Below are 20,116 nucleotides of genomic sequence, written 5' to 3' on the forward strand. Positions count from 1 at the left end.
CTCAACCGATGAAGCAGGATTACCACCGCGCTAAAACGGAGTCAAGAAATGGAAAAAAGTCGATGCGGATTTGTGATTGGCTGCAAAGAATTGCATAAAAAACGATCGGGCAATTTGACCGGTTCGCGGACAAAAAACGGACGGAGAAGTGGGGGAGCAAAGAACAACCACGGACGGTCGAGGACCGCCCGTGGGGATTACTCTTCGCTGAGAAACAGTTCCAGCAGCGAGTTTAAAAACAGCTTGCCGTGCTCGGTTATCTGCCAGTTGTGCTCATCTTCCGCCAGGTAGCCTTGGGCGATGGCGGCATCAATTTGCGGCCGGATCACGCATTCTTCCAGACCGGTATAGCGGCTGAATTCACTGCGTGGCGCCGCTTCCAGCAGACGGAAGCGGTTCATAAAGAACTCGAAGGGTTTGTCGGCGGCTGCCACGTCATGCTGGCGCTCGAGGTAGCGACCTTCCATATAGCCCCGCGGATGGCGCGTTTTTGCCGTACGCAGAATGCGCCCGCCCGGGAAGGTGATTTTCCCGTGCGCGCCGCAGCCGATACCAAGGTAGTCGCCAAAACGCCAGTAGTTGAGGTTGTGCTGGCACTGGTAGCCCGGCTTCGCGTAGGCCGAGGTCTCATACTGCTGATAACCTGCCGCCGTCAGCAGACGATGTCCCTGCTCAAAGATATCCCACAGGGCGTCGTCATCCGGCAGCACCGGCGGACGGGAGCCAAACAGGGTATTCGGCTCAATGGTCAGCTGATACCAGGAGAGATGCGGTGGATTCAGCTCGATGGCCTGACGCAGATCGTCCAGCGCCTCTTCCAGCGACTGGTCCGGCAGGCCGTGCATCAGGTCGAGATTGAAGCTGCGCAGCCCGAGACCACTGGCCAGTTGCGCCGCCCGTTTCGCCTCTGCGGGGCCGTGAATGCGGCCCAGGCGTTGTAGTTTCGGTTCGCTAAAGCTTTGCACGCCGATGGAGATGCGGTTGACGCCCGCCCGCTGGTACTCCACGAAGCGATCGGCCTCCACGGTGCCTGGGTTGGCCTCCATGGTGATCTCCGCACCCGCGGCCAGCGGCAGGCAGTCGCGCACGCCGTCGAGCAGGGTTTGCATCGCCGGCCCGGAGAGCAGGCTCGGCGTTCCTCCACCGATAAAAATCGTGCCGATCTCACGTCCCTGGGCGTAGGCGGCATCGGCCCGCAGGTCGGTCAGCAGATGCTGCACATAATCGTCGTGCGGCACCTCGCCTTTTAGCGCATGCGAGTTAAAGTCGCAGTACGGGCATTTCTGCACGCACCAGGGAATATGAATATACAGGCTCAGAGGCGGCAAATTAGCCATTACGTAATGCTTCCAGTAACAGTTTTAACGCGCGTCCGCGATGGGAAATCGCGCTTTTTTCTTCACGGCTCAGCTCCGCCGCGGTCTTGCCCTCGGACGGAACAAAGAAAATCGGATCGTAGCCGAAACCACCGTTGCCCGCCGCCTGACGGGTAATGACCCCGGGCCAGCTGCCGTGACAAACAACCGGCGTCGGGTCGGCAGCATGGCGCAGATAGACCAGCACGCAGTGGAACTGCGCCTGACGCTGGTCGTCCGGGACCTCCTTCAGGGCATCGAGCAGCTTTTCCAGGTTCTGCTGGTCGCTGGCGTCTTCCCCGGAGTAGCGAGCAGAATAGATCCCCGGCGCGCCGCCCAGCGCATCTACCGCAATCCCTGAGTCGTCGGCAATTGCCGGTAAACCGGTTATCTGCGCGGCATGACGGGCTTTCAGAATCGCATTTTCGATAAAGGTCAGTCCGGTTTCCTCGGCGGAATCTACGCCCAGATCGGTTTGCGCAACGATATCCAGTCCAAAATCTTCCAGCAGCGAGGCTAGCTCGCGAACTTTCCCGGCGTTACCGGTGGCGAGAACAACTTTTTGCATCATTAATCCTGTCTATTTTGTCAGTGCCGCGACCGCAGTCGGGATCTGTTGCGGGTTGATGATTTTTATCTGTTTGTGGCGGCCAAGCTCCCCTTTTTCAAGCAGAACCTGGCTTTTCGCGACACGAAACTGTTTGGCGAGGAATTTAACCAGGTGGGCATTGGCCTGGCCATCTACGGGGGGAGCGGTAATGGCGACTTTCAGTTCGTCGCCATGTAAACCAACGATGCTGTCACGGCTGGCCTTGGGCTGAATATACAGCCGCAACACCAGCCCGTCGGCGCAGGCTTCGACGGCACTCATAGCGCCATCCACAGCCCCGGAAGCAGGACGTTACCCGTCGCCTGCAGCAGTTCGGCGATGCCCATATTGACCACGTACAGCAGCAGCACCAGCACCATCGGCGAGAAGTCGATACCCCCCATCGACGGCAGCATTTTGCGGATCGGGCGCAGCAGCGGATCGGCCAGTTGCATCAGAACAAACTCCACCGGACTACGACCCTGGCTTACCCAGCTCATGATAGCCATCAGCAGCAGCACCCAGAATATCAGCAGGCCGACGGTCTTTATCAGAATCAGCAGCGCGGAGATCCAGATAATCGGCTGGAAGGTGACCACCATAAACAGCACGATGGCTTTCACGACGCAGAGAATAAAGGCGACCAGCAGCGAGGAGCTGTCGATGGGCCCCATGGCCGGGATAATGCGTCGCAGCGGCCCCACGACAGGCTGGGTGACCTTAACGATAAACTGCGAAAACGGGTTGTAAAAATCGCAGCGTGCCCACTGCATCCAGACGCGTAGCAACATGATCATCGTGTAGAGTTCAATGACCGTTGCCAGCAGGAAAGTCAACGTCTTCATGGCGTTCCTCAGATTCCTTAATTTTTGCTGTAGTCGCGCGCACCGAAAATTGCGGTACCGATGCGCACCATCGTGCTTCCCGCCGCGATTGCGGCTTCCATATCATCCGACATGCCCAAAGACAACGTATCGACCGTAGGGTATTGCGTTTTCAATCGCGCAAATGCTACCGCCATTTGTTGGGCCACGGCAAACTGCCTTACATATTCTGACTCAGGCGCCGGAATAGCCATTAACCCGCGTAGCTGCAGGTTGGGCAGAGCGGCAATCTCCGCTGCCAGCGCATCCAGCGCTGACAGCGGAAGGCCCGACTTGCTCTGTTCGTCACTAATGTTTATTTGAATCAAGACATTAAGCGGCGGAAGATGCGAAGGGCGCTGCTCGCTAAGCCGCATGGCGATTTTCAGACGATCGACGGTGTGGCACCAGTCAAAATGTTCCGCCACCAGACGACTTTTGTTGGACTGCAGCGGCCCGATAAAGTGCCACTGCAGCGAACAGGTGCCCGCTTCCTGGAAGTAGCGGATTTTTTCCACCCCTTCCTGGACGTAGTTTTCGCCAAAAGCCACCTGGCCTGCGGCTATCGCTTCTTCAATCGCACTCGCAGGCTTAGTTTTACTCACTGCAAGCAACGTAATTTCTTCTGGAGCGCGGCCGCAGCGTGCGGCAGCGTCTGAGATTTTGTCCCGGACCTGTGCCAGGTTATGCGCAATATCGTTCATATTCCGAGGATGTGTTATGGAGCTGGAAGAAATCGTGGCCCTTAGTGTAAAGCATAATGTCTCCGATCTACACCTGTGCAATACCTCGGCAGCGCGCTGGCGTCGGCAGGGAAAGCTTGAGCCGGCGCCATTTCACACGCCGGATATCGTGAAATGGCTTGATACGTGGCTCGATGAGCATCAGCGCGCGCACTGGCTGGCCAACGGACAGGTCGATTTTGCCTTAGCCCCCGTCGGCGTACCGCGCCTTCGTGCCAACGCATTTTCTCACGCTCAGGGGATTTCGTTAGCGCTGCGCCTGTTGCCGGAAAGCTGCCCCCGGATTGAGGCGCTGCATGTGCCCGCGGCGCTGACGGAACTGCTGAATGAAGAAAGCGGTTTGATTCTGGTAACCGGCGCCACCGGCAGCGGTAAGTCGACCACGCTGGCGGCGATGGTCAATCATCTCAACCAGCAGCGCGAAGGGCATATTCTGACCCTTGAAGATCCGGTGGAGTTTGTCCATCACAGCGAGCGATGTCTGATTCAGCAGCGTGAAATCGGGCGCGACTGCCCCTCTTTTTCCTCGGCGCTGCGGGCGGCACTGCGCCAGGATCCCGATGTGATTCTGCTGGGTGAGCTGCGCGACAGCGAAACGATCCGCCTGGCGCTGACCGCTGCCGAGACCGGACATCTGGTGATGGCCACGCTGCATACCCGAGGTGCGGCGCAGGCGATTGAGCGACTGGTGGATGTCTTCCCCGCGCAGGAAAAAGAACCCATACGTAGCCAGCTAGCGGGAAGTTTATGTGCGGTGCTGGCACAAAAATTACTGCCGACAGCGTCAGGGGGAAGAGTTGCGCTATACGAGCTTTTGCTGAACACCCTGGCGGTAGCGAATTTGATCCGCGAAGGGAAAACTCATCAACTGCCGGGGGTGATGCAAACCGGGCAACAAGCCGGCATGCTGACTTTTACGCAAAGTTTTCAACAGCGTGTGGCAGCGGGCCTGTTATAAGCGCCGTTTTAATATCCAGTTGTCATGCCAGTGCGTTGTTATCGTAATGTTTTATGAATGTTTGCGGTTATTAGGGATGAATATCACATACGACTAAATGACTACGTCAAATTAATGACCCCCATGAAATGGTAGTTGACATTTTTCTCGCAAAATAAAGAAAAAAATAAGATTATCTTTTGACACTTTTCATATGTTCGACTTATGCTGTTTATGGAGATAGGACGTTTCCTATGAAATATTTTTTTAAAATGTAAATTTATTAATTTTTTGTAATTTTAAGTTTAATTCATTTAACCGCTACGATGGTGGGTATTTGCTAAGGAGAGTTTTAAGTGATTAATTTTTCAGGCAATTCATCCAATTCTTGTCAGATTGTTTTTATTACTCATCCGTCAATTCAGAGTAAGGCGTTTGCCACTTACCTGACCGATACTTTGTCGGTTATGGTGACGCTTCATAATATTAACAAACCGCTAACTCAACGGTTGCCGAAAGAATCAGTAATATTATTTGATATTGCTGTATCGAATAAAAAGCTCAATGGGCTGTGGCGAGATCTTATTCGGTCTTATGCGGAAAATCCGCGACTGCTGATTATCAATAGCGCACAAAAATATGAGCTTTATGAAATGACGCAGTGGCCTGCGCTGTACGGCGTTTTCCGCCATGACGATGATGAATCGCGTTTAATTGAGGGCGTTAAGGCCGTACTTAATGGCGAACAGACGGCTGAATTGAGCGTGATGCACCCGGCGATGTATGCCGTGGATCAGACATCGCTGCCGACGGAGAGGTCGCCGCTGACCGAGCGTGAATGTGAAATTCTCAATGAATTACGCTGCGGCGCAACCAATATGGATATTGCTCGTGCGCTGTTTATCAGTGAAAACACGGTACGCACGCATCTGTACAATGTTTTCCGTAAGCTGAGCGTAAAAAACCGCACCCAGGCCGTCAGCTGGGCGAATGAACATTTGCGTCACTAGGCATTAAGACAGGCGAAAGTGCGATGGCGCCACTTTGCAGAAGTGGGCGCCATCATCATGGCGAGCGGGATCAGAAGCCCTGCTCGAAGTAGCTTTCCAGGATTATCACCGCAGAGGCTGAATCAATACTGCCTTTGTTCAGGGCGCGGAACCCGCCGTGCTCAAACAGCCCGGCGCGGGCTTCTACCGTGCTCAAGCGCTCGTCGTGCAGCGTGATTTTCACCCCAAAGCGGCCGTGAATTTTATTGGCGAAGTTACGTGCGCGCGCGGTGAGCGGCTGCTCAGTGCCGTCCATATTCAACGGCAGGCCGACGATGACCGCCTCTGGTTGCCACTCTTTAAGCAGCTTTTCGATAACGTTCCAGTCCGGTTTACCGTCCTGCGCTTTCAGCGCGGGAAGAGGGCGTGCGGTACCGGTAATGCGTTGGCCGACCGCAACGCCGATGCTTTTGGTGCCGAAATCAAAACCTAATAATGTTCCGCTCATTATGCGTGCCCCGCTATGCCGGGCATCGTCACAATATCAATACCGATCAGTTTCGCCGCCTCGCGCCAACGCTCGGCAATAGGCGTTTTAAACAAAATATTCTGATCCGCCGGGGCCGTCAGCCAGGCGTTATCAAGGATTTCCTGTTCCAGCTGACCCTTTTCCCAGGAGGAATAACCCAGCGCAACCAGGACGTTAGCCGGTTGCTTGTCCGTACCGAGCGTTTCCAGTACGTCGCGGGAAGTGGTGATCACCGTGTTATCGGAGATGCGGATGCTGGAGGAAAAATCAGAAGGCGGTGAGTGCAGAATAAAACCGCGATCTTCCGCCAGCGGCCCGCCGAGCATCACCGGCTTATCCAGACGAATCTCCGGATTGCGCGGTTCAGCGACAATGTTTAACTTTTCCAGAATTCCGTCAATCTGCAAGTTTTCCAGCGGCTTATTGATGATAATGCCCATGGCGCCATCGTCGTTGTATTCGCAGATATAGACCACGGAGCGGCGGAATATCGGATCCTGAAGAGCAGGCATGGCAATCAGAAAGTGATGCTGTAAATTCATTGTCAGAGGTTCTGTTCCTGGTTCAAAAAGCAGCACCCAGTATGCGGGTAAAGCAAGGACCTGTCGATTCAACTTTATCTTTCAGGCGACAGGGGCGTTGATTTCCTCGCTCAACCCGGTCACATAGTGGACTATGCTCCCGGGCACTCGCTGCGTCATCGCCTGCCTGTAGCCTGAAATCTTTCGTTGAATCTCGCGGCGTATCTTTCAGGCGACCGGGGCGTTGATTTTCTCGCTCAACCCGGTCACATAGTGGACTATGCTCCCGGGGGCTCGCTGCGGCAGCCGCCCGATGTCATTTATTTATTGAGGCGCTTCTCGATAGCGTCCATCAGCATACCGGTGATGGAGATCGGGAACGCCGCTTCAATTTCGCGTACGCAGGTTGGGCTGGTGACATTAATTTCCGTCAGACGATCGCCGATGATATCCAGACCGACGAAGATCAGCCCTTTGGCTTTCAGCGTCGGCCCGACGCGGCGCGCAATGGCCCAGTCGCTATCGCTCAGCGGACGCGCTTCGCCGCGGCCGCCGGCCGCAAGATTTCCACGGGTTTCCCCACCCTGCGGGATACGCGCCAGGCAATAAGGCACCGGCTCGCCGTCGACAACCAGCACGCGCTTATCGCCATCTTTAATGGCCGGCAGGTAGTTCTGCGCCATGCAGTAACGGCTGCCCAGCTCGGTCAGCGTTTCCGCAATCACCGGCAGGTTCGGATCGCCCTCTTTTACGCGGAAAATAGAGGCGCCGCCCATACCGTCCAGCGGTTTGAGAATAATGTCGCCGTGCTTTTCCCAGAAGGCTTTCAGCTGGGCTTTATTGCGGGTCACCAGCGTTTCCGGCGTCAGATCGGCAAACCAGGCGGTAAACAGCTTTTCGTTACAGTCGCGCAGGCTCTGCGGTTTGTTGACGATCAGAGTGCCTTTATCTTCGGCACGTTCAAGAATGTAGGTCGCGTAAATAAACTCGGTATCAAACGGCGGATCCTTACGCATCAGAATGACGTCGAGATCCGCCAGCGGCAGATCCTGCTCGCCGGTAAACTCGTACCACTTATCGTAATTCTGCTCCACGCTCAGCTTACGCGTACGGGCGCGGGCGTCCCCGTTGATTAAGTACAGGTCGTTCATCTCCATATAATGGAGTTCATAGCCGCGACGCTGGGCTTCCAGCAACATAGCGAAGCTGGTGTCTTTCTTGATGTTGATGGTTGCGATGGGGTCCATCACGATGCCGAGCTTGATCATTGTTATTCTCCGTTAACGCTTCAACCTAAGTCGCCAAAACGCACCTGCAGGGCGGTAATGGCAGTGAGCGCAGTTGTCTCTGTACGCAGAACGCGCGGTCCCAACAGAATATCAGTAAACTGGTAGCGAGCGGTCATCGCTATCTCTTCCGCTGACAGGCCGCCTTCCGGGCCAATCAGCAAACGAACGCGTTCAACCGGCAATGGCAGCGTGTTGATACTGGCGCTGGCGCGCGGGTGTAGATTGAGCTTCAGACCATTATCCGCTTCAGCGCACCAGGCCTCCAGCTGCATCGCCGGGCGAATCTCCGGCACCACGTTGCGGCCGCTCTGCTCGCAGGCGGCGATGGCGATTTTCTGCCACTGCTGGATCTTTTTCTGCAAACGTTCGGCGTCCAGTTTAACGCCGCAGCGCTCGGAAAACAGTGGCGTTATGAGGCTTACACCGAGTTCAATCGATTTCTGGATGGTGAATTCCATCTTTTCGCCGCGCGACATCACCTGGCCCAGGTGAATATGCAGAGGGGATTCGCGATCGTCTGTTTCGCTGCCGATCACGTCAACTAACACGTTTTTCTTGCCGGCTTCGGCGATCACCGCCTCGAAAACCTGATTGCTGCCGTCAAAAAGCTGGATGGCCTGGCCTTTGCCCATACGCAATACGCGGCCAACGTGATTGGCGGCATCGTCAGAGAGGGCGATTTGACTGCCTACGGTAATAGGTTCCGGGTGGTGGATGCGAGGGATGCGCATGCTGGGTATTCCGTTCTTCGCGCAGGCGCCGCTTTTCCATTTCGTGGGAACGCGGCGCCTGCAAATTAACAATTGCCGCTAGTGTAGGTTAGCTCTTTTGCGCCTGGCAAGCTCGCTGGACGTACGGATTGTGGTTGCCCTGTACTTTAGCGATGCGCTCGTCGCGTTCGCACTCCCAGGAGGTGACCGGATACAACTTATCCCAGGCGGTAAAAAGCTGGGTTTGCTGGCGGGAGAGGGTCAGCTGATAAGTATCGCGCATATAGAAGTAGGTACGGGCGATAGCACCGCGGGCGCGGGCGGGCGGCTCGGCAACCTTATCCTTAAAGTCGACCTTCATGGCGCACTGGCCGTACTGGCCTTCGCCGCCGTTCCACTGACCATACATAAAGTTGGCGCGGTCGCCGTTAACTTCGCCCACGGCCGGCTGCAGGTTGTGCATATCGCTTTCCATCTGGCGATAGACCGGGTCTTTGGCGCAGTTTTTCCGCCCGCCGTCCTGCCAGCACTGGCGCTGGTGGCCAAACTGCCAGGCCGGAACGACGTGCTCCCACTCGACCCGACTGGCGCGGTTTTCATTTTTACGCACTTTATAACCGCAAGATTCCAGATCGATAACGCCTTTTTTCCCCTGCCAGTCGATTTTACAGCCGCAGTAGAAATCGCCGGGGGCATCGGCATTGACCTTTACCCCGGCGGCTTTCGCCTGGGCAAAACTGGTGATTCCTTCGGCCGCGACCTGGCCGCTACAGGCGGCGGTCAGAAACGCCGCGGCAAACACATAAATACGGGACATCGTGAACTCCGTGTCAAAACGAGCCCGCAACGTAGCGAATGCGATTGTCAGATGCAATCAGTCAGATCAGAAAATTTCCAGTTGTAGCCGATATTTACTCTTCGGCGACCAGCAGATCGCCGCAGCGAACGCAGCGGTAAGTCGCTTCACCCCGAACGACGCGGTTGTGGCGACGGACGGTGAGCTGATGCTGCTGGCACTGGCAGCGGTAAGGGAAGGTGTTCCGGCGAACGGAGTCGAGTTCGAAACGATGGGTGCGACGGGCGGCGACACCGAGCACGCTCTCCATCATCCATTTCCACTCTTTGCCGTGCGGCGCCACGCGGCCGAAGTGTTTCCAGACCAGCAGATGCGCCAGTTCATGCGGGACGACTTCATCGATAAAGGCCTGCTGGTTTTCCAGCAGCAGCACCGGGTTGAGGCGAATTTCGTTCTTTTCCAGCCAGGCGGTACCGGCGGAGGTGCCGCGCTGCTGGTAAACCAGGCTCGGTTCCGGGTATTGACGGTCAAGCCTGAGGTTGGCCTGGGCGAGCTTTTCCCGCAGGCTGCGCATAACGGCCTGCTGAATGGCGATGGGAATTCGGGGCGTTTTCATAGCGCCAGAGGATAGTGCGCCGTGACGGGGAGAGCAAGAGGCAGACGCTTCCTCCCGCCAGGGGAGGAAGCGTTAACGGTCAGTCGCGAGCGCCGATTTCGCGCAGCGGGCGGCCTTTCATCAGGTTACGTTCGATGTGTTCCAGCGAAACGTTTTTGGTTTCCGGGATAAGCCACAGCGTCAGCAGAATGAACAGGACGTTCAGACCGCCGTAGACCCAGAAGGTGTTCGCGCTGCCCAGCGAGTTAAGCATGGTCAGGAAGGTGGCGCCGACTATCATATTGGCGATCCAGTTGGTGGCCGTAGAGCAGGTGATGCCGAAATCGCGGCCTTTCAGCGGCTGAATTTCAGAACACAGCACCCAGATCAGCGGGCCAGCGCTCATGGCGAAGCCAACGATAAACATCAGCAGCATCAGTACGGCGAAGTACTGGGCGGTGGCTGAGTGAATACCCATGTGCATCATCGCGCCCAGCACGCCCATACCGGCGGCCATGACGATAAAGCCGAGGATCAGCGTCGGTTTACGCCCCCAGCGGTCAACCAGCCCGATAGCGATGAAGGTCGCCAGCACGTTGGTCAGACCGACGATGACAGTCCCCCACATCTGTTCGGTGGTATTGGCATAACCCGCCAGTTCAAAAATCTTCGGCGCGTAATACATGATGACGTTCATCCCGGTGAACTGTTGCATCACCTGCAGCAGGATGCCGAGGAACACGGCGCGGCGGAAGTTGCTGTTTTCTTTAAACAGCTCCCAGCCAGACTGCTTGATCTTCAGGCTTTCACGAATTTCATCCAGCTCGCGTTTGGCTTCAGCGCTGGTGTCGCGCAGGCGCAGCAGGACGCGTTCGGCGTCGACAAAGCGGCGTTTGGCCGCAAACCAGCGCGGGCTGTCCGGCAGGAAGATAACGCCAATCAGCAGCAGAATTGCCGGGATGATAATCACCCCCAGCATCCAGCGCCATGCGCCGCTGTAGCTGAAGGCGGTGTCCGACAGATAGGCGCCGAGGATCCCGATGGTGATCATCAGCTGATACATTGAAATCATGCTGCCGCGGATTTTTTCGGGCGCAATCTCCGACAGGTACAGCGGCGCGGTGTACGACGCGACGCCAACGGCCAGGCCGAGCAGCACGCGGGAGACGAGCAGCACTTCAACGTTCGGGGCGGCAGCGGAGAACAGCGAACCGGCGACGAACAGGATCGCGCCGATCATCAGGCTCTTTTTCCGCCCGAGACGGAAGGAGAGCCAGCCGCTGCCGACGGCACCGACGGCGGCGCCGAACATCATGGAGCTCACCACCCATTCCTGAGTATGAGCGCTTATCTGGAACTCGTTGGCAATAAAGGGTAAGGCACCCGCAATAACACCGATATCAAGGCCGAAAAGCAGGCCCGCCAGCGCGGCGAGGAAACAGACAAAGAACGTCATCGTTTTGTTCGAGCGCCCTTGTTTTTTGTTGTCAGGCATAACGCCCTCCGGTTGAGTTATTGATACTGTCGATGCTTAGGGTAGGAGAGTCTATCGCAAAAAAACGTGATATCAATCACGGCTGTGTAATCGGTTACACTAAGGTAAAGAAACGTAATCTATTAAAATCCATTAATTTCAAATAGATAAATTATTATAGCTGTACCTGAAAAAAGCGCTACTCAGACAACCCTGAAACATCATGCAATATGATGAAAAATTGTTTCACTAATCCGTAATCTTAGTTGTTTTTTGGCTACAGCTCTTATGTAATCGCTTTCATTTCAGGGGGCTGAAAAGGGATGCACGCCGTGACAATGTGGGGTGGCGGAGAGGGCGGAAGGGGAAAATAAAAAGGCCAGCACGAGGCTGGCCCTGGCAGGAAAAAACGTCGGGATTATTTCAGGCCGGCGGCTTCACGCAGCAGAGCGGCTTTGTCGGTTTTTTCCCACGGGAAATGTTCACGACCGAAGTGACCGTATGCTGCGGTCTCTTTGTAGATCGGGTGCAGCAGATCCAGCATCTGGATCAGGCCGTAAGGACGCAGGTCGAAGAATTCACGCACCAGCAGAGTCAGCTGCTCGGACGGCACTTTTTCGGTACCGAACGTTTCCACCATAATGGAGGTCGGTTCCGCCACGCCGATAGCGTAGGAGACCTGAATCTCACAACGGTCGGCCAGGCCAGCCGCAACGATGTTTTTCGCCACATAGCGTGCGGCATAGGCTGCAGAACGGTCAACTTTAGACGGATCTTTACCGGAGAACGCACCGCCGCCGTGACGAGCCATGCCGCCGTAGGTATCGACGATGATTTTACGACCGGTCAGGCCGCAGTCGCCCATCGGGCCGCCGATAACAAAACGACCGGTCGGGTTGATGAAGAATTTGGTCGCGCTGTTCAGCCATTCGGTCGGCAGAACCGGCTTGATTATCTCTTCCATCACCGCTTCCTGCAGGGATTTCTGATCGATGTCTTCCGCGTGCTGAGTAGACAGAACCACGGCATCGATACCGACGATTTTGCCGTCGTCGTACTGGAAGGTCACCTGGCTTTTCGCGTCCGGGCGCAGCCATGGCAGGGTGCCGTTTTTGCGCACTTCAGCCTGACGCTGCACCAGACGGTGAGCATAGGTGACTGGCGCTGGCATCAGAACGTCGGTTTCGTTGGTGGCATAGCCAAACATCAGGCCCTGGTCACCCGCGCCTTGCTCCAGCGGATCGGCGCGATCAACGCCCTGATTGATATCCGGGGATTGTTTACCAATCGCGCTCAGAACGGCGCAGGAGTTGGCATCAAAGCCCATATCGGAATGCACGTAGCCAATTTCACGAACCGTGTTACGGGTAATCTCTTCGATATCAACCCATGCGCTGGTGGTGATTTCACCGCCGACCAGCACCATGCCAGTTTTGACATAAGTTTCACACGCGACACGCGCTTTCGGATCCTGTTCGAGGATCGCATCCAGCACGGCATCGGAGATTTGGTCAGCAATTTTGTCTGGATGCCCTTCTGATACAGACTCGGACGTAAAGAGGTGTTTTGCCATGTTTTGTTTTACCTGTTAAGTATTTGTGTAGCTCATACTGTTGTGTGGATTTACTTTGATAGATGATTCTACCAAAGCTTTCAGGTAGTGACACGAGCAGTCTGAGTGTTAATCAGTATAGACGGATTAACTTCTGGATGGCTATTCTAGGTCGAATCTTAATCCCATTTCCAGCCTTTTTTGATGCAGGTCGCATTGTTGAAAAATAGAGGGTGGCAATTTTTCCTGCCATTCGCGGCAACTCGCCCATTTTTATTTTGCATTTTAGCCGGCTTATCGGTATAAAACGCCGCGCGCGGCTCATTAAAAAAAAGCGCACGAAGCCCATCTCGTGTCGCCACTTCCAGCCGGGTTAAGCAGTCTGTTTTTACAGAAATCCGCAGCGGTGTTTAGCGCCTTACTGCGGTATGTCTAGCTTTGGCTTGTCGCTGGCCCGTTTCGGGGTAGTGTGGAGGTGATATCAGATAATGAACCCACGTTTTTCATCCGACTCGTCGCGTCGTTCCGTCGCGCGTCGCTATCCCGCAATCTGCATCTCTTTCATGCAAATCAGCCGATGTTCTACCCGTCTCGGCGCTTCTCAGGATTCCAGAGCCGGCAGGCTATCTGAAAACTGAACAAGGGCGCTCTTGCTGTCGCAAGGGTTTTCTCGTGGTTTCTCCGGACTGTCATACTAAGTTCGGGTATGTGTTTTACTATGATATGAATAAGAAACCGGTCGCGCAGTCGCAAAGCCAGCACTATCTGCTGGGGTTTAGCACTGTTCATGGGTTGTTATCGCGTCTTCGGACTGCGATAGTAGTCAATATTACAATTTGAGGTTCGCTATGTCTGACGACATGTCTTCAGTTTCGCCTTCGTCAGCAGGCGAACACGGTGTACTACGTTCCATGCAGGAGGTTGCGATGAGCTCCCAGGAAGCCAGCAAAATGCTACGTACTTACAATATTGCCTGGTGGGGTAATAACTACTACGACGTTAACGAACTGGGCCATATCAGCGTTTGCCCGGATCCCGACGTCCCGGAAGCGCGCGTTGACCTTGCAGAGTTGGTGAAAGCACGCGAAGCGCAGGGGCAGCGCCTGCCGGCACTGTTCTGCTTCCCGCAGATCCTGCAACATCGCCTGCGCTCGATTAACGCCGCGTTTAAACGCGCGCGTGAGTCCTATGGCTACAACGGCGATTACTTCCTGGTCTATCCGATCAAGGTTAACCAGCATCGCCGCGTGATTGAGTCGTTGATCCATTCCGGTGAACCGCTGGGTCTGGAAGCAGGCTCCAAGGCGGAGCTGATGGCGGTACTGGCGCATGCCGGTATGACCCGCAGCGTGATCGTCTGTAACGGCTATAAAGACCGCGAGTATATCCGTCTGGCGCTGGTCGGCGAAAAGATGGGCCACAAGGTCTATCTGGTCATCGAAAAAATGTCGGAAATCGCGATTGTGCTGGAAGAAGCCGAGCGCCTGAATGTCGTTCCGCGCCTGGGCGTGCGTGCGCGTCTGGCCTCGCAGGGCTCCGGTAAATGGCAGTCTTCCGGCGGTGAAAAATCGAAGTTCGGCCTCGCGGCAACCCAGGTTCTGCAACTGGTTGAGATTCTGCGCGCGGCGGGGCACCTGGACAGCCTGCAACTGCTGCATTTCCACCTCGGCTCGCAGATGGCCAATATTCGTGATATCGCCACCGGCGTGCGCGAATCGGCGCGTTTCTACGTCGAGCTGCATAAACTGGGCGTCAATATTCAGTGCTTCGACGTCGGCGGCGGTCTGGGCGTGGACTACGAAGGGACGCGCTCGCAGTCTGACTGCTCGGTAAACTACGGCCTGAACGAATACGCCAACAACATTATCTGGGCGATTGGCGATGCCTGTGAAGAGAATGGCCTACCGCATCCGACGGTGATTACCGAGTCGGGTCGCGCGGTCACCGCACACCACACCGTGCTGGTCTCCAACATCATCGGCGTTGAGCGCAACGAATACACCGAAGCGACCCCGCCTGCGCAAGACGCGGCGCGTCCGCTGCAAAGTATGTGGGAAACCTGGCAGGAGATGCACGAGACCGGCAACCGCCGCTCGTTGCGCGAATGGCTGCACGACAGCCAGATGGACCTGCATGATATTCATATCGGCTACTCGTCCGGTACCTTCAATCTTCAGGAGCGCGCCTGGGCGGAACAGCTGTATCTGAACATGTGCCATGAAGTCCAGAAGCAGCTCGATCCGAGCAACCGCGCGCATCGTCCGATTATCGACGAACTGCAGGAACGAATGGCGGATAAGATTTACGTCAACTTCTCGCTGTTCCAGTCGATGCCGGATGCATGGGGTATCGATCAGCTGTTCCCGGTGATGCCGCTGGAAGGGTTGAACATGGTGCCTGAACGCCGCGCGGTGCTGCTGGATATCACCTGCGACTCCGATGGCGCGATTGACCATTACGTGGATGGCGACGGGATTGCCACCACCATGCCGATGCCGGAATACGATCCTGAAAACCCGCCGATGCTGGGCTTCTTTATGGTTGGCGCCTATCAGGAGATCCTCGGCAACATGCACAACCTGTTCGGCGATACCGAAGCGGTGGACGTATTCGTCTTCCCTGACGGCAGCGTGGAGGTTGAGCTTTCCGACGAAGGGGATACCGTGGCGGATATGCTGCAATATGTGCAGCTCGATCCGAACACGCTGTTGACCCAGTTCCGCGATCAGGTGAAAAACTCCGGCCTCGACGACGCGCTGCAACAGCAGTTCCTCGAAGAGTTTGAAGCGGGGCTGTACGGATATACTTATCTGGAAGACGAGTAACCGTTGTTGCCCGGTGGCGCTGCGCTTATCGGGCCTATGAATGTAGGCCGGATAAGGCGAAGTCGCCATCCGGCAGAATGCTATACTCACTTGAACCCGTATGAATTAACGGCGATAATTCGCTCCAATAAGCAATTTACGAATCAATCCCTTCCTCGTCGGGCCTAACGACGCGGAGGGGATTTTTTTTCATCTGTTTTTAATGTATCGACTGTAAAAGAGGTCAGGACATGAGCACTTTAGGTCATCAATACGATAATTCCCTGGTATCTAACGCGTTTGGTTTTCTGCGTCTGCCGTTGAACTTCCAGCCGTACGACAGCGATGCGGATTGGGTGATTACCGGCGTGCCTTTTGATATGGCGACCTCCGGGCGCGCGGGCGGCCGTCATGGCCCGGCGGCGATTCGTCAGGTCTCCACCAACCTCGCGTGGGAACATAACCGCTTCCCGTGGAACTTCGATATGCGCGAGCGTCTGAACGTGGTTGACTGCGGCGACCTGGTTTACGCCTTCGGTGATGCGCGCGAAATGAGCGAAAAACTGCAGGCGCATGCGGAAAGACTGCTGGCGGCCGGGAAGCGTATGCTCTCCTTCGGCGGCGACCACTTTGTGACCCTGCCACTGCTGCGCGCTCATGCGAAGCACTTTGGCAAAATGGCGCTGGTGCACTTCGATGCCCATACCGACACCTACGCCAACGGCTGCGAATTTGACCACGGCACCATGTTCTTTACCGCGCCGAATGAAGGCCTGATCGATCCGAACCACTCTGTGCAGATCGGTATTCGTACTGAGTTCGACAAAGATAACGGTTTTACCGTACTGGATGCCTGCCAGGTGAACGATCGTTCCGTGGATGACATCATCGCTCAGGTGAAACAGATCGTTGGCGATATGCCGGTGTACCTGACTTTCGATATCGATGCGCTGGATCCGGCGTTTGCGCCGGGGACCGGTACGCCGGTGATCGGCGGGCTGACCTCCGATCGCGCGATTAAGCTGGTACGCGGTCTGAAGGATCTGAACATCGTCGGTATGGACGTGGTTGAAGTGGCTCCGTCTTACGATCAGTCCGAGATCACCGCGCTGGCGGCGGCGACCCTGGCACTGGAAATGCTCTACATTCAGGCGGCGAAAAAAGGCGAATAAACCCTACGCGCTCACTGCTGCTGCGCGACGCATGCGCAGCAGCGTTCATTCGTGCTTCTTACTTAATGCCGTCTGCCTTCATGCGATCGCGGATATGCTGGGCACGCGCTTCGGAGGCCGGGTGATCGTCAAACATTGAGCTTTGGCGACCGGCTTCCAGCTTAGCCAGTTTCTCGAAGCTGGTGGCCAGCCCCACCGGGTTAATCCCGCGTTTACGCAGCAGATCGTAGGAGTAGTCGTCCGCTTCGGACTCCTGGCGCTGGGAGAACTGCGAGTTCACCAGTTTTTCGCCCAGATCGCCAAGCTGAGATTGCGACAGGCTGCCGACGATGCCGCCCGCCGAAGCGGCGGCGGCGCGAACGGCGTTGGTACCGAGCGCGACCTGCATACCTTTCTTCACGTGGCCGAGGGCGACGTGGCCCATCTCATGGCCGATCACTGCTTCAACTTCGTTATCGTCCATGATGTCCATCAGGCCGCTATAGACGCGGATGCAGCCGTTAGCCATTGCGAACGCGTTGACGTCCTTGGTTTCATACACTTTGTAATTCACCGGCTGACCGTTGATATTGTCGCCCAGCGCGGCGGCGATTTTGCTCAGGCGCTTGCTGTATTCGCTGCTGGCGGGCGAAATTGTGGCTTTGCTGTCCATCTCTTTGCAAGCCTGGTCACTTAAGCTTTTAACCTGGGCGTCGCTCAGGGAGTAAGCCTGAAAAGCTTCAGCGCCCGAACTGAGAAGGGCGTTGGAGTCCATGTTCTGGCATCCGGTGAGCGTTGCTGCGATCCCAAGGGCAAGAATAGTTGAGCGAATTTTCATTTTTATCTTCCACACTCGTACGATTTTCTGACTGAAAAAGGCAACAATAAGGTTGTCGCATCCTGTACAAATTATAAAGACTATTGTGTGACGCGGGCGAGAGGATTCCGTGGCAGCACAACGTGTTCCGGAGATTTCTTAAACCACAAAAGGATGCTCCATGTACATGCTTTCTCGCTTGGGTTACATTGTTGACACTTTTTTCTGGCGTAGCCCAAAACGCGCTCTCGTCAAGTCGTTAAGGGTATGGCCTTCAACAGTCCGAACTGGAGTCAAAATGTCCTCACGTAAAGAGCTTGCTAACGCTATTCGTGCGCTGAGCATGGATGCTGTACAGAAAGCCAAATCCGGCCACCCGGGTGCCCCGATGGGTATGGCTGACATTGCCGAAGTCCTGTGGCGTGATTTCATGAACCATAACCCGCAGAATCCGGCCTGGGCCGACCGCGACCGCTTTGTGCTGTCCAACGGCCACGGCTCGATGCTGATTTATAGCCTGCTGCACCTCACCGGTTATGATCTGCCGATCGAAGAGCTGAAAAACTTCCGTCAACTGCACTCTAAGACTCCGGGCCACCCGGAAGTGGGCTACACCGCTGGCGTTGAAACCACCACCGGCCCGTTGGGCCAGGGGATTGCTAACGCCGTGGGCATGGCTATCGCGGAAAAAACGCTGGCTGCGCAGTTCAACCGTCCGGGCCACGATATCGTCGACCACTTCACCTACGCCTTTATGGGCGACGGCTGCATGATGGAAGGGATCTCTCACGAGGTCTGCTCCCTGGCCGGTACCCTGAAACTGGGTAAACTGGTGGCGTTCTATGATGATAACGGTATCTCCATCGACGGTCATGTAGAAGGCTGGTTCACCGACGACACCGCGAAGCGTTTCGAAGCCTACGGCTGGCACGTGGTGCGCGGCGTTGACGGTCACGACGCTGACGCCATCAAACGCGCGGTAGAAGAAGCGCGTGCGGTTACCGACAAACCGTCCCTGCTGATGTGCAAAACCATCATCGGTTTCGGTTCGCCGAACAAAGCCGGTACTCACGACTCTCACGGCGCACCGCTGGGTGATGCAGAAATCGCGCTGACCCGCGAAGCGCTGGGCTGGAAACATCCGGCCTTCGAAATCCCGTCTGACATCTATGCGCAGTGGGATGCCAAAGAAGCCGGTCAGGCGAAAGAAGCGGCCTGGAACGAGAAGTTCGCGGCTTATGCCAAAGCCTTCCCGCAGGAAGCGGCTGAATTCACCCGTCGTATGAAGGGCGAAATGCCGGCTGACTTCGACGCCAAAGCCAGTGAATTTATCGCTAAGCTGCAGGCTAACCCGGCGAAAATCGCCAGCCGTAAAGCGTCGCAGAATGCGATTGAAGCGTTTGGCCCGCTGCTGCCAGAATTCCTCGGTGGTTCCGCTGACCTGGCGCCGTCCAACCTGACTCTCTGGTCTGGTTCGAAAGCGATTAACGAAGACATCGCCGGTAACTATATCCATTACGGCGTGCGTGAATTCGGCATGACCGCGATCGCCAACGGGATCTCTCTGCACGGTGGTTTCCTGCCGTACACATCCACCTTCCTGATGTTCGTGGAATATGCCCGTAACGCGGTGCGTATGGCGGCGCTGATGAAACAGCGTCAGGTGATGGTCTACACCCACGACTCTATCGGTCTGGGCGAAGATGGCCCGACTCACCAGCCGGTAGAGCAGGTGGCTTCCCTGCGCGTGACCCCGAACATGTCCACATGGCGTCCGTGTGACCAGGTGGAATCGGCGGTGGCGTGGAAATATGGCGTTGAGCGTCACGACGGCCCGACCGCGCTGATCCTCTCCCGCCAGAACCTGGCGCAGCAGGATCGTAGCGAACAGCAGCTGAAAGACATCGCTCGCGGTGGCTATGTGCTGAAAGAGTGCGCAGGTCAGCCAGAGCTTATCTTCATCGCCACCGGTTCTGAAGTTGAACTGGCGGTTGCCGCGTGGGATAAACTGACTGCCGAAGGCGTGAAGGCGCGCGTGGTCTCCATGCCGTCCACCGACGCGTTCGACAAGCAGGATGCGGCGTACCGCGAATCCGTACTGCCGAAAGCGGTCTCTGCTCGCGTGGCCATCGAAGCCGGCATCGCCGACTACTGGTTCAAATACGTCGGCCTGAACGGCGCTATTGTTGGCATGACCACCTTCGGTGAGTCTGCGCCGGCAGAGCTGCTGTTCGAAGAGTTCGGCTTCACCGTTGACAACGTGGTCGCTAAAGCGAAAGCGCTGCTGTAGTCGTTATCTGCCCGGTTATCCGGGCGATAACCGCAGAACAAGCCGGGATAAACGCCCGGCTTTTTTTCGCCCCGTTATTCCCGATAGCCGCCGACAGATTGCGTATTATTCC

General features: G+C 56.0%; 21 protein-coding genes. 7 read left to right on the forward strand and 14 right to left on the reverse strand.

Annotated elements, in window-relative coordinates; translation table 11 throughout:
* Positions 1 to 197 precede the first annotated feature (197 nt).
* From hemW to Electrica_RS03635, 5 genes are read right to left on the reverse strand one after another with little or no spacing between them, the layout of a single operon-like run.
* On the reverse strand, positions 198 to 1,337 hold the full coding sequence (gene hemW, locus Electrica_RS03615) for a radical SAM family heme chaperone HemW (RefSeq protein ID WP_131048582.1): 1,140 nt from the start codon (positions 1,335 to 1,337) through the stop codon (positions 198 to 200).
* On the reverse strand, positions 1,330 to 1,923 hold the full coding sequence (locus Electrica_RS03620; protein ID WP_100683436.1) for an XTP/dITP diphosphatase: 594 nt from the start codon (positions 1,921 to 1,923) through the stop codon (positions 1,330 to 1,332). Before Electrica_RS03620 ends, hemW begins: the two co-directional genes overlap by 8 nt.
* A gap of 12 nt (positions 1,924 to 1,935) precedes the next feature.
* On the reverse strand, positions 1,936 to 2,226 hold the full coding sequence (gene yggU, locus Electrica_RS03625) for a DUF167 family protein YggU (protein ID WP_032690761.1): 291 nt from the start codon (positions 2,224 to 2,226) through the stop codon (positions 1,936 to 1,938).
* Entirely contained in the window at positions 2,223 to 2,789 is a 567-nt protein-coding gene (locus Electrica_RS03630) for a YggT family protein (protein WP_100683434.1), read from the reverse strand. The genes yggU and Electrica_RS03630 overlap by 4 nt, the downstream gene beginning before the upstream one ends.
* Positions 2,790 to 2,806: 17 nt before the next feature.
* The gene (locus Electrica_RS03635; RefSeq protein WP_131048583.1) at positions 2,807 to 3,511 is read right to left on the reverse strand and encodes a YggS family pyridoxal phosphate-dependent enzyme; all 705 of its coding nucleotides are present in this window, start codon (positions 3,509 to 3,511) and stop codon (positions 2,807 to 2,809) included.
* Positions 3,512 to 3,527: 16 nt separating this feature from the next.
* Between Electrica_RS03635 and Electrica_RS03640 the strand changes: the two genes are divergently transcribed.
* Together Electrica_RS03640 and Electrica_RS03645 are read left to right on the forward strand one after the other, a co-directional pair.
* Complete coding sequence (locus Electrica_RS03640; RefSeq protein WP_141963483.1) at positions 3,528 to 4,508, forward strand: type IV pilus twitching motility protein PilT; 981 nt, start codon at positions 3,528 to 3,530, stop codon at positions 4,506 to 4,508.
* Positions 4,509 to 4,843: 335 nt separating this feature from the next.
* The gene (locus tag Electrica_RS03645; RefSeq protein WP_141963485.1) at positions 4,844 to 5,497 is read left to right on the forward strand and encodes a LuxR C-terminal-related transcriptional regulator; all 654 of its coding nucleotides are present in this window, start codon (positions 4,844 to 4,846) and stop codon (positions 5,495 to 5,497) included.
* A 70-nt stretch (positions 5,498 to 5,567) separates the two neighbouring features.
* Here the strand turns inward: Electrica_RS03645 and ruvX are convergent, their stop codons facing one another.
* The 8 genes from ruvX to metK all read right to left on the reverse strand — a co-directional run bounded on the left by ruvX (position 5,568) and on the right by metK (position 12,963).
* On the reverse strand, positions 5,568 to 5,984 hold the full coding sequence (ruvX, locus tag Electrica_RS03650; protein WP_004867490.1) for a Holliday junction resolvase RuvX: 417 nt from the start codon (positions 5,982 to 5,984) through the stop codon (positions 5,568 to 5,570).
* Positions 5,984 to 6,547 (reverse strand): YqgE/AlgH family protein, encoded by a 564-nt coding sequence (locus Electrica_RS03655; RefSeq protein ID WP_100683430.1) that lies wholly within the window; start codon positions 6,545 to 6,547, stop codon positions 5,984 to 5,986. The genes ruvX and Electrica_RS03655 overlap by 1 nt, the downstream gene beginning before the upstream one ends.
* 299 nt (positions 6,548 to 6,846) lie before the next feature.
* Positions 6,847 to 7,794: a glutathione synthase gene (gene gshB, locus Electrica_RS03660; protein ID WP_141963488.1), complete on the reverse strand. Its 948-nt coding sequence runs from the start codon at positions 7,792 to 7,794 to the stop codon at positions 6,847 to 6,849.
* Positions 7,795 to 7,814: 20 nt separating this feature from the next.
* Positions 7,815 to 8,546 carry a 16S rRNA (uracil(1498)-N(3))-methyltransferase gene (gene rsmE / locus Electrica_RS03665; RefSeq protein ID WP_141963490.1) on the reverse strand — a complete coding sequence of 244 codons (732 nt, stop codon included), beginning with the start codon at positions 8,544 to 8,546 and terminating at the stop codon, positions 7,815 to 7,817.
* Positions 8,547 to 8,634: 88 nt separating this feature from the next.
* The gene (gene endA, locus Electrica_RS03670; RefSeq protein ID WP_100683427.1) at positions 8,635 to 9,342 is read right to left on the reverse strand and encodes a deoxyribonuclease I; all 708 of its coding nucleotides are present in this window, start codon (positions 9,340 to 9,342) and stop codon (positions 8,635 to 8,637) included.
* 94 nt (positions 9,343 to 9,436) lie between these two features.
* Entirely contained in the window at positions 9,437 to 9,937 is a 501-nt protein-coding gene (locus Electrica_RS03675) for a SprT family zinc-dependent metalloprotease (RefSeq protein WP_131048588.1), read from the reverse strand.
* Between the two features lie 79 nt (positions 9,938 to 10,016).
* Positions 10,017 to 11,411, reverse strand: coding sequence for a sugar porter family MFS transporter (locus Electrica_RS03680; protein ID WP_100683425.1), 1,395 nt, complete (start codon positions 11,409 to 11,411; stop codon positions 10,017 to 10,019).
* Between the two features lie 397 nt (positions 11,412 to 11,808).
* Positions 11,809 to 12,963 carry a methionine adenosyltransferase gene (metK, locus tag Electrica_RS03685; protein WP_100683424.1) on the reverse strand — a complete coding sequence of 385 codons (1,155 nt, stop codon included), beginning with the start codon at positions 12,961 to 12,963 and terminating at the stop codon, positions 11,809 to 11,811.
* Positions 12,964 to 13,505: 542 nt separating this feature from the next.
* On the opposite strand from metK, the gene Electrica_RS29425 reads away from it, so the two are divergent.
* The 4 genes from Electrica_RS29425 to speB all read left to right on the forward strand — a co-directional run bounded on the left by Electrica_RS29425 (position 13,506) and on the right by speB (position 16,918).
* Positions 13,506 to 13,580 carry a hypothetical protein gene (locus tag Electrica_RS29425; RefSeq protein WP_418343590.1) on the forward strand — a complete coding sequence of 25 codons (75 nt, stop codon included), beginning with the start codon at positions 13,506 to 13,508 and terminating at the stop codon, positions 13,578 to 13,580.
* An 85-nt stretch (positions 13,581 to 13,665) separates the two neighbouring features.
* The gene (gene yqgB, locus Electrica_RS03690) at positions 13,666 to 13,782 is read left to right on the forward strand and encodes an acid stress response protein YqgB (protein WP_117433773.1); all 117 of its coding nucleotides are present in this window, start codon (positions 13,666 to 13,668) and stop codon (positions 13,780 to 13,782) included.
* Positions 13,783 to 13,790: 8 nt separating this feature from the next.
* The gene (gene speA / locus Electrica_RS03695; protein WP_100683423.1) at positions 13,791 to 15,767 is read left to right on the forward strand and encodes a biosynthetic arginine decarboxylase; all 1,977 of its coding nucleotides are present in this window, start codon (positions 13,791 to 13,793) and stop codon (positions 15,765 to 15,767) included.
* A gap of 230 nt (positions 15,768 to 15,997) precedes the next feature.
* Positions 15,998 to 16,918, forward strand: coding sequence for an agmatinase (speB, locus tag Electrica_RS03700; RefSeq protein WP_100683422.1), 921 nt, complete (start codon positions 15,998 to 16,000; stop codon positions 16,916 to 16,918).
* A gap of 58 nt (positions 16,919 to 16,976) precedes the next feature.
* Here speB and loiP read toward each other — a convergent pair whose 3' ends face one another.
* On the reverse strand, positions 16,977 to 17,735 hold the full coding sequence (gene loiP, locus Electrica_RS03705) for a metalloprotease LoiP (RefSeq protein ID WP_141963492.1): 759 nt from the start codon (positions 17,733 to 17,735) through the stop codon (positions 16,977 to 16,979).
* Between the two features lie 277 nt (positions 17,736 to 18,012).
* Between loiP and tkt the strand changes: the two genes are divergently transcribed.
* The gene (gene tkt / locus Electrica_RS03710) at positions 18,013 to 20,004 is read left to right on the forward strand and encodes a transketolase (protein WP_141963494.1); all 1,992 of its coding nucleotides are present in this window, start codon (positions 18,013 to 18,015) and stop codon (positions 20,002 to 20,004) included.
* The last annotated feature ends 112 nt before the right edge of the window (positions 20,005 to 20,116 follow it).

The organism is Klebsiella electrica (assembly GCF_006711645.1).
Classification (GTDB): domain Bacteria; phylum Pseudomonadota; class Gammaproteobacteria; order Enterobacterales; family Enterobacteriaceae; genus Klebsiella; species Klebsiella electrica.